Origin of the sequence: Arthrobacter hankyongi (assembly GCF_022012395.1) — a bacterium.
In the GTDB taxonomy this organism is placed as follows: Bacteria; Actinomycetota; Actinomycetes; order Actinomycetales; family Micrococcaceae; genus Crystallibacter; species Crystallibacter hankyongi.
The window spans coordinates 87,267-100,797 of record NZ_JAKLTQ010000015.1 but is presented as its reverse complement, the minus strand read 5'-3'; the positions used below and the strand labels follow the sequence as shown (position 1 = coordinate 100,797).

Annotated in this window: 14 protein-coding genes, 1 pseudogene and 1 riboswitch; of the genes and pseudogenes, 11 read left to right on the top strand and 4 right to left on the bottom strand. The window is 68.9% G+C overall.

What is annotated here, in order from left to right; all coding sequences use genetic code 11:
- Positions 1-39: 39 nt before the first annotated feature.
- The 4 genes from LVY72_RS17390 to egtD are packed head-to-tail and all read left to right on the top strand — an operon-like array spanning position 40 to position 4,467.
- On the top strand, positions 40-1,350 hold the full coding sequence (locus LVY72_RS17390) for a glutamate-cysteine ligase family protein (RefSeq protein WP_237823269.1): 1,311 nt from the start codon (positions 40-42) through the stop codon (positions 1,348-1,350).
- A complete protein-coding gene (gene egtB, locus LVY72_RS17385) occupies positions 1,347-2,720 on the top strand; it encodes an ergothioneine biosynthesis protein EgtB (RefSeq protein WP_372463728.1) in 1,374 nt (457 codons plus the stop codon). Before LVY72_RS17390 ends, egtB begins: the two co-directional genes overlap by 4 nt.
- Positions 2,720-3,481, top strand: coding sequence for an ergothioneine biosynthesis protein EgtC (gene egtC, locus LVY72_RS17380; RefSeq protein WP_237823266.1), 762 nt, complete (start codon positions 2,720-2,722; stop codon positions 3,479-3,481). Before egtB ends, egtC begins: the two co-directional genes overlap by 1 nt.
- Positions 3,478-4,467: an L-histidine N(alpha)-methyltransferase gene (gene egtD, locus LVY72_RS17375; protein ID WP_237823262.1), complete on the top strand. Its 990-nt coding sequence runs from the start codon at positions 3,478-3,480 to the stop codon at positions 4,465-4,467. The genes egtC and egtD overlap by 4 nt, the downstream gene beginning before the upstream one ends.
- On the opposite strand, the pseudogene LVY72_RS17370 reads toward egtD, so the two are convergent.
- Positions 4,464-4,667: pseudogene (locus LVY72_RS17370) on the bottom strand (transposase); the annotation flags it as partial. The gene egtD and the pseudogene LVY72_RS17370 sit on opposite strands and share 4 nt — an antisense overlap.
- A gap of 360 nt (positions 4,668-5,027) precedes the next feature.
- On the opposite strand from LVY72_RS17370, the gene LVY72_RS24775 reads away from it, so the two are divergent.
- The 4 genes from LVY72_RS24775 to LVY72_RS17355 all read left to right on the top strand — a co-directional run bounded on the left by LVY72_RS24775 (position 5,028) and on the right by LVY72_RS17355 (position 8,923).
- Positions 5,028-5,180, top strand: coding sequence for a hypothetical protein (locus tag LVY72_RS24775; protein ID WP_308190840.1), 153 nt, complete (start codon positions 5,028-5,030; stop codon positions 5,178-5,180).
- Between the two features lie 18 nt (positions 5,181-5,198).
- Positions 5,199-5,351 (top strand): hypothetical protein, encoded by a 153-nt coding sequence (locus tag LVY72_RS24770; protein ID WP_308190839.1) that lies wholly within the window; start codon positions 5,199-5,201, stop codon positions 5,349-5,351.
- Between the two features lie 829 nt (positions 5,352-6,180).
- Complete coding sequence (locus tag LVY72_RS17360) at positions 6,181-6,942, top strand: SDR family oxidoreductase (protein WP_237823259.1); 762 nt, start codon at positions 6,181-6,183, stop codon at positions 6,940-6,942.
- 142 nt (positions 6,943-7,084) lie between these two features.
- Positions 7,085-8,923: an FAD-dependent oxidoreductase gene (locus LVY72_RS17355; protein ID WP_237823256.1), complete on the top strand. Its 1,839-nt coding sequence runs from the start codon at positions 7,085-7,087 to the stop codon at positions 8,921-8,923.
- 214 nt (positions 8,924-9,137) lie between these two features.
- On the opposite strand, the gene LVY72_RS17350 is transcribed toward LVY72_RS17355, so the two are convergent.
- Positions 9,138-9,797 (bottom strand): FMN-dependent NADH-azoreductase, encoded by a 660-nt coding sequence (locus LVY72_RS17350; RefSeq protein WP_237823254.1) that lies wholly within the window; start codon positions 9,795-9,797, stop codon positions 9,138-9,140.
- Between the two features lie 78 nt (positions 9,798-9,875).
- Between LVY72_RS17350 and LVY72_RS17345 the strand changes: the two genes are divergently transcribed.
- Together LVY72_RS17345 and LVY72_RS17340 are read left to right on the top strand one after the other, a co-directional pair.
- Positions 9,876-10,217: a winged helix-turn-helix transcriptional regulator gene (locus tag LVY72_RS17345; protein ID WP_237823251.1), complete on the top strand. Its 342-nt coding sequence runs from the start codon at positions 9,876-9,878 to the stop codon at positions 10,215-10,217.
- A 400-nt stretch (positions 10,218-10,617) separates the two neighbouring features.
- Entirely contained in the window at positions 10,618-11,559 is a 942-nt protein-coding gene (locus tag LVY72_RS17340) for a serine/threonine-protein kinase (protein ID WP_237823248.1), read from the top strand.
- 98 nt (positions 11,560-11,657) lie between these two features.
- Here the strand turns inward: LVY72_RS17340 and LVY72_RS17335 are convergent, their stop codons facing one another.
- Both LVY72_RS17335 and LVY72_RS17330 read right to left on the bottom strand, forming a co-directional pair.
- Positions 11,658-11,972 carry a DMT family transporter gene (locus LVY72_RS17335; RefSeq protein ID WP_237823245.1) on the bottom strand — a complete coding sequence of 105 codons (315 nt, stop codon included), beginning with the start codon at positions 11,970-11,972 and terminating at the stop codon, positions 11,658-11,660.
- Positions 11,973-11,982: 10 nt separating this feature from the next.
- Positions 11,983-12,047, bottom strand: a riboswitch (guanidine-III (ykkC-III) riboswitch).
- Between the two features lie 287 nt (positions 12,048-12,334).
- Positions 12,335-12,934 (bottom strand): MerR family transcriptional regulator, encoded by a 600-nt coding sequence (locus LVY72_RS17330; RefSeq protein ID WP_237823242.1) that lies wholly within the window; start codon positions 12,932-12,934, stop codon positions 12,335-12,337.
- A gap of 71 nt (positions 12,935-13,005) precedes the next feature.
- On the opposite strand from LVY72_RS17330, the gene LVY72_RS17325 reads away from it, so the two are divergent.
- Positions 13,006-13,494, top strand: coding sequence for a DUF2306 domain-containing protein (locus LVY72_RS17325; RefSeq protein WP_237823239.1), 489 nt, complete (start codon positions 13,006-13,008; stop codon positions 13,492-13,494).
- The last annotated feature ends 37 nt before the right edge of the window (positions 13,495-13,531 follow it).

Sequence of the window (13,531 nt, the reverse complement as noted above, 5' to 3'; positions counted from 1 at the left end):
CCTGCCGCCAGTCACCACGAACCGAAAGGACCCCGGGGGATGACCGAGGAAGCAGACGCCCGGCCCTCCGTGGAGGCAGAGCCGGTGTCGGAGGAAGACGCCGAGGCCTACGTTGCCTCTGTCTGCTTCAGGGCTGGCCCGCCCGGGGCCGTCGGAATCGAAGCCGAACGCCTCGTCCATGCGCGCACCGACGCAGGCAGACCCGTCACAGTGCCAGACCTCCGCGCTGTCCTCGCCCCGCTCGGCAACCGCCTGCCCGGCGGCGGAGCACTGAGTTTCGAGCCCGGGGGCCAAGTCGAGGTGAGCAGCGCCTGCGCCAACCATCCCCGCGATCTCCTCCCCGACGTGCGCGCCGACCTCGCCGCCGTCGACCGTCTCCTCGAGGAAGCAGGCCTCGCGCCCGGCCCCTTGGCCCTCGATCCTCTCCGGCCCCCACGCCGCTCCCTCGATCTTCCGCGCTACGCCGCCATGCAGCGGCATTTCGACGCGGCGGGCCCGTCGGGGCGGACCATGATGTGTTCGACCGCCTCACTCCAGGTCTGCCTCGAAGCCGGCCCGGACCCGCAGCAGGCGCGCAAGCGGTGGGAGCGGGCGCACCGCCTCCTTCCGGTCCTCGTCGCGATGTTCGCGAACTCCCCGTTCCAGCACGGCCGGTCCACGGGCTGGAAGAGCACGCGTCAGCGCGTCTGGTCCCGCATCGAGGCCGCGCGCACTGAAGCCGTCCCCGCGCGCCACCCCGGCGTCGACCCTGCCGAGGCCTGGGCCCGCTACGCGCTCGACGCCCCCCTGCTGTGCCTCCCCGCTGACGACGGCGGGTGGGACGCCCCGCCCGGCCTCACGCTCCGCGCATGGCTTCAAACCCGGAGGCCCCGCCCCGCGACGCGGGCCGATGTCGCCTACCACCTCACGACGCTCTTCCCGCCGGTCCGGCCCCGCGGCTTCCTTGAGCTGCGCGCCTTCGACGCCCAGGCCGGCGCGGACTGGGAGGCTGCCGCCGTCGTCGTCTGGGCGCTCATGGACGACGCCGGTGCTGCCGCAGCCGCCGACGCCGCGTGCGGGCGCCTCGGCCCGAAGGCGCCAACGCTCGACGACGCCGCACGGCTCGGCCTCGACCATCCCGCGCTTGCGGCCATGGCCGAGGAGTGCGCGGGCGCGGTGCTTGACGCGCTCCCGCGCTGGGGGCTCGATGCGACGGGGCAACGCCGGGTCAAGGCGTTCGCAGAGGCGTACCCGCTACGCGGCCGCTGCCCGGCGGACGCGCGGCTCGAGCACTGGCGGCGCACGGGCGAGCTGTACCCCGGGCACAGCGCCCGGACTGCAGAAGACCCGGAATGCGAGGAGGGGTCATGAGCGACCACCACGAGGCGCACGGCATCGGTGAGGCCTTGGCCCGCGAGCCGCTGCCGATCGAGCAGCTGCGCACCGCCATCGCCGGGCGCCTCGATCGCGCACGGCGGCGCACCCATTCGCTCACGGCGTGCGATGACGGCGAGCTGCTTGCCCAGCATTCGCCACTGATGTCCCCCCTCGTGTGGGATCTCGCCCACGTCGGGAGCCAGGAGGAGATCTGGCTCGTGCGCGACGTCGGCCACCGAGTGCCGCTGCGCTGCGACCTCGACGCACTCTACGACGCGTTCCAGCACCCGCGGGCCGCACGCCCGACCCTCCCGCTGCTTGGCCCGGACGAGGCGCGCCGCTACATCGCCGAGGTCCGCGACAAGGCGCTCGACGTGCTCGACTCATCCCCGCTCGAGGGGAGCGAACTCGTGGACCAGGGCTTCGCGTTCGGCATGATCGTCCAGCACGAGCAGCAGCACAGCGAGACCATGCTCGCGACCCACCAGCTGCGCAAGGGGGAACCGGTCCTCACCCCTGAGCCGCTGCCGCGGAGCGTGATCGGGACCCGCGAGGGCCTGCCGTCCGAGGTGCTTGTGCCAGGCGGCGAGTCCACGATGGGCACGTCGATCGAGCCCTGGGCCCTCGACAATGAACGGCCGTCACACCCCGTTGTCCTCGATCCGTTCTGGATCGACACCGTCCCCGTGACCAGTGGCGACTACGGGCGGTTCATCGACGCCGGCGGGTATCAGGACCCGCGCTGGTGGAGCCCGGCCGGCTGGGACCACCGGCAGAACGCGGGGCTCGAGGCGCCGCTGTTCTGGCAGCGCGACGGGGGCGGGTGGCTGCGGCGCCGCTTCGGCGTCGTCGAGGCCGTGCCAGCGGACGAGCCGGTCCAGCATGTGTGCTGGTACGAGGCCGATGCCTACGCGCGCTGGGCAGGCCGGCGTCTGCCGACGGAGGCGGAATGGGAGAAGGCCGCACGCTTCGACCCCGCCACACGGCGCTCCCGCCGCTACCCGTGGGGTGACGACGACCCCACCCCCGGGAGGGCGAACCTTGGGGGAGGTGCGCTCCGGCCATCGCCTGCGGGCTCCTACCCTGAGGGGGCCTCGGCGCTCGGCATCCGGCAACTCATCGGTGACGTGTGGGAGTGGACGTCGAGCGACTTCCAGCCGTACCCCGGCTTCCGGGCGTTCCCCTACAGCGAGTACAGTGAGGTCTTCTTCGGGCCCGGCTACAAGGTGCTGCGGGGCGGCTCGTGGGCCGCCGACGAGGTGGCCTGCCGCGGAACCTTCCGCAACTGGGACTACCCCATCCGCCGACAGATCTTCGCCGGCTTCCGCACAGCGCGCAACGCGACGACGGCGGAGGCCGCCTGATGTGCCGCCACCTCGCGTACCTCGGCAACGAGGCCGCGATCGCGTCCGTGGTGATCGAGCCCGTGCGCGGACTCTACCGGCAGGCCTGGGCCCCACGGCTCCAGCGCTATGGGACCGTCAACGCCGACGGCTTCGGCGTGGGCTGGTACCCGGACGACGGCGCCCCCGCCCGCTACCGGCGCGCCGTGCCCATGTGGGCCGACCGCTCGTTCGCCGACATCGCCCGCGTGACGCGCACGCGCTGCCTCCTCGCCACCGTCCGCTCGGCGACACCGGGCATGCCACCCGACGAGTCCGCCGCGGCGCCGTTTGCCTCGGGACGCTGGCTCTTCAGCCACAACGGCGCGGTCGACGGCGGCACCGCGAGCCTCGAGGGGCTGGCCGCAGCGCTGCCGGTCAGCCGGCTCCTCACGCTCGAATCGACCGTGGACTCCGCCCTCCTTTGGGCCCTCGTCCTGGCCCGCCTCGACGGCGGGGAGGCCCCCGCGCCTGCGCTCGGGTCCGTCGCCGCCGACGCCTCGGCCGCCGCACCCGGGCGCTACAACTTCCTCCTCACGGACGGCGAGCGGATCGCTGCGACGGCGTGGGGTGACACGCTCTTCTGGACCGTCCGCCCGCATGGGACAATCGTCGCAAGCGAGCCCGCCGACGACCTGCCCGACTGGAACCAGGCCCCCGACCGGACCGTCCTCGTCGCAACGCGCGGCCGGGTCGACATCGAGCCCATCCACCCCGCCCGGAAGGAGACCGCCGCACCGTGAGCACCGCATTCACCCCCGACGACATCACCCACTACCTTCCGCCGGACTTCCTGGCCAAAAGCCTGCGGCGGGACGTCCTCGCGGGCCTCGGCTCCGCACCGAAGACGCTTCCGCCCAAGTGGTTCTACGACCAGCGCGGGAGCGAACTCTTTGAGCGCATCACGTTGCTCCAGGAGTATTATCCGACCCGCGCCGAACGCGAAGCGCTCGAGCTCCACGCCGCGGAAATCGCCGCCGCGGCCCCCGCCGAAACGCTCATGGAGCTCGGCTCGGGCTCGTCCCGCAAGACCCCGCTCCTCCTCGACGCCCTCGCCGCCGCGGGGCCGCTGCGCCGCTACGTCGCAGTCGACGTGAGCGACAGCGCACTGCTCGCGGCGCGGGAAGAGCTCACCGAGCTGTACCCGGCGCTGGACCTCCAGGCCGTCGCCGCGGACTTTGAGCACCAGATGCACCTCCTGCCGCACGAGGGTCGCCGCATGATCGCGTTCCTCGGCGGCACGATCGGGAACTTCGAGCCCGAAGCCCGCCGGGAGTTCCTCCGCTCGATCCGCGGACACCTCGGCCCGGGCGAAGGCACGCTGCTCATCGGCACCGACATGGTGAAAGCGCCCTCCGTCCTGCTCCCCGCGTACGATGATGCCGGGGGCGTCACTGCCGAGTTCAACCGAAACGTTCTGCGCGTGCTCAACGCCGAACTCGGTGCCGACTTCGACGTGGACGCGTTCGAGCACGTCGCCGTGTGGAACGAGCGCCAGGAGTGGGTCGAGATGTGGCTGCGCGCGACGCGGCCGATGCACGTCCGGCTGCCCGCCGTCGGCCTCGAGGTGGACTTCGCCGCCGGCGAGGACCTGCGTACCGAGATCTCCGCCAAGTTCCGCCCCGAGGGGTTCGCGGCCGAACTTGCCGAGGCGGGCTTCGCCGTCGTCGGCCAATGGACCGACGCCGCCGGACGGTTCGCGCTCACGCTCGCGGAGCCGCGCGCTTAGCCTGCTGCCAGGGCCGCCGCGACCCACGTCCTCAGCGGGGTGCGGGTGCGGTTGAAGATCGTTCCGGCCGTCACCGACGTCCGCCGCGAGCACGCCTTGCACATCCACAGCCCCGCACCCGTGCGCCAGCAGTCCCTGCCGCCGCACTTCAGGCAGACGAACCCCTCCGGCCAACGCAGCCCCGCCAGGTACTCGAAGCAGGCTTCGTCCGTGCTGAATCATTCGTGGAAGTGCCCGAACGTCTTCGGGTAGTCCACCCCCGCATGCGGCATCTGCGGGGACAAATCGGCCATACCCAGCCTACTTCAGCCAAGCAGATACCTAATACTGATATTCGATTTTGGCCACGCGCACCGTCCTTGGGCTCCGGTGTGAGCATGGATCCGCTTCCCGGCCGCGGCGGGACTAGTGCGTGGGGAGGCGTTTGCCTAGACCGCATGGGCGGTACAGATCGCCTGGACCGGCGCCGGCATCTGGCGCACGACCTGGGTGTGGACCCTCCGTCGTGCAGTGGTGGACTGACGGGCAACGGAAGACAGCGCAGGGAGAAAGGACGGGCCATGACGGCAGTTCCACGGGAACAGACGGCACCGCAAGCTCTTAGTGAGCCGGCCTGCATCAGGTTCGCCCCCGGCGGCCAGCCGTTAGCGGTACGGTGGCGCGGCCGGCTCTGGCCGGTCGCGGCCGAACCGCTGCACTGGTTCGACCGGTAGAACTGGTGGGAGTCGGATTTGCCGGCCGGGCCCGGCCACGGCAATATCGTGCAGATCGAGTGCTGGCGGGTCCAGGTCCGGGCGACCTCGACGTCGCCGCTGCGCACCTTGGAACTGCGCCAGCCTCCGGGCCGGGACGACTGGCACCTGACACGCGTTTCCGACGAATAGGAACCTGCAAAGGCGGGCCCGGTCGAGACGGTAAGTCGTGATCCATGGCCTCATCGAAGGCGCCTTTATATCCTGCCCATGGCGTTCGCGGCCTTTGGCACCGATGTTGAACCCGGCGAGTACCATCCGATGCGAATTCGACGGATTTTGGTACGGGAAGCCCGCGTTCGCCTGCCCCTGCCCGGTTGTCCGGCGGTTTTGCGGTTGCGGGACCTCTTCCCGAAACCATGGAACCGTGCGGTGGCCGCCGATCCGGAGCAGTGGGACGCGCGCTGGGGGCGCACTGTTACGGGGAACCGTGGGGCCGATTCGCACTTGATGCGAAAGTCTCGCGCAATACGCGAGAAGTCACTGCGTCTGATCTGTATGTTCCGGCCCCATTTGTCGGAAGCAGGTCCCCGGCGGCATCGCATTCCCCTCGTGGGTGCATGGAACGGCCCCACCCCCACCAGGTCGTAGCCGGTGCCCACCCATAGTCCGGGACGCAGCACCGGCATCCCGGAACAGCACATCATGCAGTCCGGCAGGACCCGGACCGTCTGCACCCCTGCCAAGCGGCAAGCCTAAGCCACTGCAGCCGCTATTGGCCGGCCATCAATACGCCGGGCCACCAGTACCCACCCGCCGCCGGGCAGGTGAGACGTCGCTGCCTTCGGGCAAAGCGCCTCGGGAGGCAGCCGCCGCATGTCTACCACCTCACATTAGTTGACATTTCAACCTTTTGGGTCAAAGGTAAATGCATAAGCATATAATATGCGAACCTCGGACACCGACGAGCGGGCACCGGCCCACCGCCCCTGTCCCCGCCTGGCACCACAAGGAGAAGACAATGTCACAGCGGGTTCTGGTTACGGCCGGAGCAAACGGAATCGGCCTGGCCATTGCCAAGGCTTTCGCGGCCACCGGTGCACGCGTGCACATCGCGGACATCAACGCCGACGCGGTCACCGCGGTCACGGCGGAACATGCCAACATCACCGGCACCGTCGGCGACATCAGCAAGGCCTCGGACGTCGAGAAACTGTTCCACGACATCCGCGGGCAACTGGGCGGACTCGACGTGCTGGTCAACAACGCCGGCATCGCCGGCCCCACCGCTCCGGTGGAGGATTACGACGCCGGTGCCTTCGCCGCCGTCGTCGGGGTCAACCTGCAGGGCACCTTCAACATCACCCAGCGCGCCATTCCGCTGCTGAAGGCATCCGAGGCCGGATCCATCATCACCATGTCCTCACTGGCCGGCCGTTTCGGCTACCCCAACCGTGTGGGCTACTCCACCACCAAGTGGGGCCTGGTCGGTTTCGCCAAGACCCTGGCAATGGAACTGGGCCAGTACGGCATCACCTCGAACACCATCCATCCGGGCGCCGTGGACGGTCCGCGCATCATGAGCGTCTTCGAAGGCCGCGCCGCCGTCTCCGGACGCACCGTCCGGGAAGAGATCGACAGCGCGATGGCCAACCAGTCGGTCAAGCAGTTCATCAACCCGAACGACATCGCCCAACTGGTCCTCTTCCTCGCCGGCCCCCACGCCCGCACAATCTCCGGCCAGATGTTCCCCATCGACGGCGACTCCAAGGCGGCTGTCTGATGCCAATCAAAACGGGCCGAGCACGAAATATTTGACGCACCAAATGGGTGCATGCGCCTGTTGAGCCGCGGAACATCGAGGCGGTAGTACCGCTGAGGCCGCGGGGCAAGGACATTGCGCAACCGTCTGCAAGGAGAAAATCATGATTGACAGCTCGAACCGTCACACCGGCTCCATCGGGACCGTGTCCGAAAAGGGCATCCCCGACGAGGTGGACGTGGTGATCGTCGGCTCCGGTGGAGCAGGCCTGACGGCGGCGCTGACCGCCGCCAAGGAGGGCGCACGGGTTCTCGTCGTCGAGTCCCGGGAACTCGTCGGAGGCGCCACCGGCATCTCCGCGGGTGCCGCCTGGATCCCCAACCACGGCTTCTCGGCCAAGGATCTGAACGTGAAGGACGACCTGGACCAGGCCCGGCGCTACATCTACGGCCAAGGCCGCGACCGGGTGCTGGACCACAAGCTGGTGGAGAAGTTCCTGGAGACCGGACCGCGGGTCGCCCGCTTCATTGAAGAGAACACCGCCTTCGGGTGGATCCCGACGATCTGGCCGGACTACCGCTCCGACATCGACGGCGCCTCCGTCGGCCGGTCGCTGTTCCCCGGCCCCTACTCCCCCGAGGGGCTTGGGGAGGCCGCGAAATACGTACGGCCCGCCCTGACCACGGGCATGGCCAAGAACCCGCTTCCGTTCTGGCTGCTGGGTGGAATCGGCATCGACGACGTCTGGCTCGCCGGCCCGGCGCTGGTCGGAGCCCTGCTCGAGGGCAGCCTGCGCAGCGGCGTCGACGTACGTGTCGAAACGCCGGCGGTCCGGCTCGTCACGGACGGCTCGGAGGTGCGCGGGATCGTGGTCCGGGCCGACGGCGTGGAGCACACGGTGCGCGCCGCCAAGGGCGTCCTGCTGGCCAGCGGCGGGTTCGAGAGCTCGGCCGAGGTCGCCACGGCCCATCTCGACGCACCCTTCGGTGTGCAGGTCTCGCCCAAGGGCCATGACGGCATCGCGGTGCAGCTGGCCCAGGAGGTGGGCGCTGACCTCACCGGGATGGAGGACGCCTGGTGGATGCCCGGGGTGCAGCTGCCCGGTGAGGAGTTGGAGGGCCAGCCGCTCAGCCGTGTATTCCTGGGCGAGCGGGCCCTGCCGCACAGCATCATGGTGAACAGCAAGGGCGAGCGCTTCGCCAACGAGGCCCTGGCCTACGACCAGTTCGGACAGATCATGCGCGAGGTCGACCCGGCGACGGGCATTATGCCCAATGCCACGGCGTGGCTGATCTTCGACCAGAACTACTGGGAGAAGTTCGGGATCTTCGGCGTCACGCCGGGCGGAGAGGTGCCCGACTACCTCCACCGCGCCGGCACGCTGTCGGAGCTGGCGGCCAAGATCGGTGTCGACGAGGTGGGGCTGCTCCGCACCGTCGACCGGTTCAACCCCGAGGCCGCACGAGGCCGCGACCCGCAGTTCAACCGCGGGGAGACGATGTTCGACCGCTACTTCGGCGCCTTCTATCCCCGGCTGGGCAGGAACTCGCCCGACGCGCGGTTCCCCGCCGCCACCGCAAAGGCCAGGCTGCGCATCGCCGCGGCAATCGGTCCGATCGTGAGCAAGCTCGCGGGACGGGTGGCGAAGAAGAACGACCCCGAGCGCCTGCGTTCCGTGGTGGTCGGGCCCCTGGCGAAGATCATCCGACCCGTGCTGAAGAGCCCGAAGTCGAGCGTGCTGGGGCCGGTCAACACTGCGCCCTACTACGCGCTCAAGGTCGAGGCCAGCGCGCTCGGCACTGTCGGCGGTCCCAGGACCGACGCACTCGGGCACGCACTGAACACCGAGGGCAAGGTCATTCCGGGCCTGTACGCCGCCGGCAACGCAGGCGGCGCGCCCACGAAGGGGTTCTACGGAGGCGCCGGAGAGACCATCTCGCTCGGGCTGGTGTTCGGCTACCTGGCCGGACGCGAAGCGGCCCGGCGGCAGGATGACGCCTGAGCATTTCAGTTGGTGACCTCGACCGTCGAGGCGGCGGTGGAGGTCACCCGCACAACAGCGGTTACGTCGGAAACAGGCCCGGGCCCATCTCCGGAACCCGGCGGCGGCGTGCTTGTTCCCCTCCAGGATCTCTTCAAGGAACCGGCCGGACGTGGCAACGGCGCCCATCACCGCTGGTGGTGGGCGCCGTTGCCGCTCCTTGTGGAAGCGATGGTCAGGCCGCGGGCTGCTTGCTGCGGAGCTCCGCCATCTCCCGCCCGGACCGGCGGGCGGCCGCCTCGGCTTCGTCCTTGAGCGCTGCGGCCATGTCCCTGAATGCATCGAGGGCAGGGTTCACGCCGACGAGCGTGAACGGGCGCTGGACGACGCGAAGGTCGAGCCCCCACACGTCCTCGAGCACGCGGCGAAGCCACGCGGTCGAGTGGTCCCAGCCCTCCTTGGGGGTGCCGGCATCGTAGTTTCCGCCCAGCACGGTGACCAGGGTGGCGGGCTTGCCGCGCAGCGCCGTGCCCTCGGGATTGGTGCGCGGATCGGTGAAGGCGAGGTCGAACCAGGTCTTGAAGTGCTGGGACACCCCGAAGTTGTACAGCGGAACCGTAAACAGCAGCGCGTCTGCATTCACGAGTTCATCGGCGAGGGCGGCGGCCAGCGCGACCGCATCGCGCTGGGCGTCGGTGCGGTCCGGCTCGGCGGCAAAGCCTGCGGTGACCGCGTTCTGCCACGCTGCGGACGGGACGGGATCCGCCGCAAGGTCGCGGCGCGTCACGGCCGAATCGGGATGGGCGGTCGTCCATTCCTCCTCGACGAGGTCGCCGAGGGCACGGCTGGCAGACGTCGCGGGGAGGATGCTGGCATCCAGGCGGAACAGTGTCACGTCAACTCCAATCAATTTTCAAGAGTCACTCTTATTTTCCGAGCGACTATGCAGACTCTAGCACGGTAGAATCGATGCATGAGTACAGGGCAGCACGAGCCGCACGCATGCGACGCCGCGGTCAGCCTTGCCTTCTCGATCCTGGGCAAGCGGTGGAACGGGATGATCATCGACGCGCTCGGCGGTGGCCCGGCGTCCTTCACCGCCCTGCGCCGCACCGTGGGGGGCATCAGCGACGCCGTGCTCTCGGATCGGCTCGCCGAACTGACCGACGCGATGCTGCTCTCGCGCAGCGTGGATCCCGGGCCGCCCGTGACGGTCACATACGCGCTCACCTCAAGCGGTGAACAGCTCCTGCCGGTGCTCCAGCAGCTGGGGCAATGGGCATCGGAGAATCTGGCACTGAACAAGAAGCCCTGACCGCCCCGCGGCTCCGGCCAAGGGAATCCTCACACCGTCGCGGATGTCGAGAAGCTGCCTATTTTTCGCAACCCCGGTCTTGACGCTGCCGTATTGAAGTCGAACCGGCAGCGTCAGCACTTCTGCACTTACCCGCGCTTCCCTAGCTGTGCATGTCGGGCATGACGCCCAGATGCCACCTTCGCCGGGCGCCAATAAAGTTGACGTCTCAACTAAATAAGCTAGTATAAATGCATATGCATGCACCTGGTTTACCGTTGACCCGGATGTGCGGCCCGAGCGCATGTATCCGATCGGCCCGCCGGGGTCGTTGCGGCGGCCGCCCAGTTCCCCGGCGCACCGCAGTCATCCGGGTACAGATCCGGACATTTTCATCGATCGAAACGCAGAGGAGTATGGCGTGGCGACAGGATCAGCAAGGACAACGCTGCCGGCACTAGGTGCCGTCGTTGACGGACGATTCCAGCTGGAAGGTGTCCTGGGAAGCGGCTCCGAGGCGATCGTTTACCGGGCTGCCGACAACCGCGGCGGAAGGCCGGTTGCCCTCAAAGTCTTCCGCAAGCCGTGGAACGAAGGCGGAGAGCGCCGTGAAGTCCTGATCCAGCGCAGGATCCGCCACAGCGGCATTGTGGCCCTCCAGGATTATGCGGACCATACCGGCGCGGGGGACGCGCCTGACTATGCGGTCCTGGAGCTCGTGGAAGGTGCCACCCTCAAGAACATCCTGTCTTCCGGCCCTGCCGAACCACGGCTTGTCGCCGCCTGGGCCGAGAGCCTGCTGATGTCCCTGGCACATATTCACAGCCGGGGAATCGTGCACCACGACATCAAGCCCTCGAACATCCTGATCCCGCACGGTCCGAAGGGCCGGATTGCGACGCACGCGAAACTGACCGATTTCGGCATCGCCAGCAGCCGCGCTCTCCCCTGCACATCATCCGGCTACGGGACGGCCCACTACATGAGCCCGGAGCAGGCGGCCGGCGGCACCGCGGGAGCGGCAGGAGACATTTACGCGCTCGGACTTGTGCTCCTGGAGAGCCTGGCCGGTGCCAGGCCGTTTCCCGGAGGCGCGATCCAGTCGATGCTCGCGCGCACCCTTCGCCGCCCCCATATTCCGGCCGATCTGGGCCGGCGATGGGCTGCCCTTATCGGGGCCATGACGGCAGTAGATCCGTCGGAGCGCGTGACGGCACGCCAGGCCCTGCGCCTCCTCCGCCGGGTCCAGCACGCCGACTTCCGCTCCCACCGGCCGGACCGGGTGCGGCAGGCGGAGCAGGACATGCGCCGGCATAAACTCGCGCCGAGCGGACTGGCCGTCACTGAAAACTTCGCGGCCTGAATCTCCGGCGCCGCCCCCGCGCCCCTTCCACAAAGCGGCCGGCCCGCACGGACCCAGGCTGCACCGGTACGCCCCGTGGAGCAGAGGACGCACTGTCTCTAATGCAGTGCCTTCAGTCCGACGACGCCACCAACGATCATGGCCAGGAACAGGATCTTCAGCACGGATACGGATTCTGTACCGGTGGCCATGGCGTACAGGACGGTCAGGACGGCTCCGATACCGACCCACACCGCATATGAGGTGCCGAGGGGAAGCTCCCGCATCGCGTAGGCGAGGCCGCCCATGCTTGCGATCAGCGCGACGACGAAAACGATGGATGGGGCCAGGCGGCTGAAGCCCTCGGACTTGCCCAAGGCCGTGGCCCACACGGCCTCAAGGACACCGGAAACAACAAGAACAACCCACGACATGACGATCTCCTGAATGCCGTCTTGTCGCACACCGGGTACGGCACCCTCGTCCGGGAACCCCTAATGGGGCTCCATTCCAAAATCGCACGCCGCGCCCCCGGCGGCAACTTGCGGAGCGGTGAGAATCAACACCATCCTGGCCCTGCGTACCGCAACAACGGCGGAGTTCAGCCCGCGGCGGTAAATCTGGCAGAGTCGTTCTGGGCAGGCCAAACCTGACCATGCGATCCGGTCAAAACCGTACTGGAGTCCCACCAAGGAGAATCCGGATCCCGTCATGTCCAACGGCATCTGCAACGGGCAGTCTGTCCCCGATGGCTGCGGCCTAAACCCGGTGGCGGGCAGGGAGCGCGTTCCTTCCACTAGCCGCGCATCGCCCGGGAGGCCTGCGCCACGGCGAGCATCTTCAGCAGCAGCTGGCTGTACAGGTGCGTGCCCACCGCCACGGCCGCCGCCAGGTCGTCCCGGCTGCCGGCCTGCTCCACGCTGCCGATGTCCAGCGCCGCCACCTGGTCCACCGCCTGCGCGTAGGCGGCCAGCACCGCGGCGTCGGCGGGCACGCCGAGTTCGTCCATCCGGTACAGCAGCAGGTTCAGCGAGTTGCGCGCCTGGGAGGGCGCGTCCGTCCACCGTCCGCTGCCAACCAGCCCGGCCAGCAGCGGGTGGTCCGGGACCGGTTCCTCCGCCAGGTCCAGCACCAGGGCCTGGACCCGGCCCATCAGCGCCACGTCGTCCAGCCCGGGATCCTCGATGCCGGCAGTGACGGCCTTGATCTGGTCCAGCCCCAGCCTGACCACCTTGCGCAGCGTCTTGATCAGTTCCAGCCGCCGCAGGTGCCCCTCGCCGTAGTCGGCGCGCGGCGATGCGGCCGTACTGCCCGGCGGCAGCAGCCCTTCGCGCAGATAGAACTTGATGCTCGCGCCGGACACGCCGCTGCGGCTGCTCAGTTCCTTCAGCTGCACGGCCGCCTCCTCGCGTTCCGCGGCCCGTCGACAACATGGACCATATGGGATAGTTACACTATCCTATCCGTATGGAGCATTGGAACTGGCTGATCGCCACCCACGCCATCGCCGCCGGATACGTCGTCGTGCTGGGCCCGGCGAACATCTTCCGGCGGAAACGGGACCGGGCCCACAAGATCGTCGGCTACACCTGGGTGGGCGCGATGTACTACCTGTGCCTCACCAGTTTCTGGATCCAGGGCGACGGCGGCTTCACCTGGCTGCACGGGCTCTCCGTCTTCACGCTGCTCACCGTCACCCTCGGCCTCGTCTCGGCCATCCGGCGCCGGATCGACAGCCACCGCGGCAACATGGTGGGCGCCTATATCGGCACGGTCATTGCCTTCGCCTTCGCCGCGCTGGTCCCCGGCCGCAGGATTCCGCTGCTGCTCTCCGAGGAGCCGGCCACGCTGGCCTTCGCCGCGGCGCTGATCCTGACCAGCTCGGCGGCGCTCTTCCTGACCGCCCGCAGCCTGGCCCGCAGGAACACGCAGCCGGTCACCGCACCCATTCCCTGACCCGGCCCGCGCACCCCTCCTGATCCCCCGCATACCT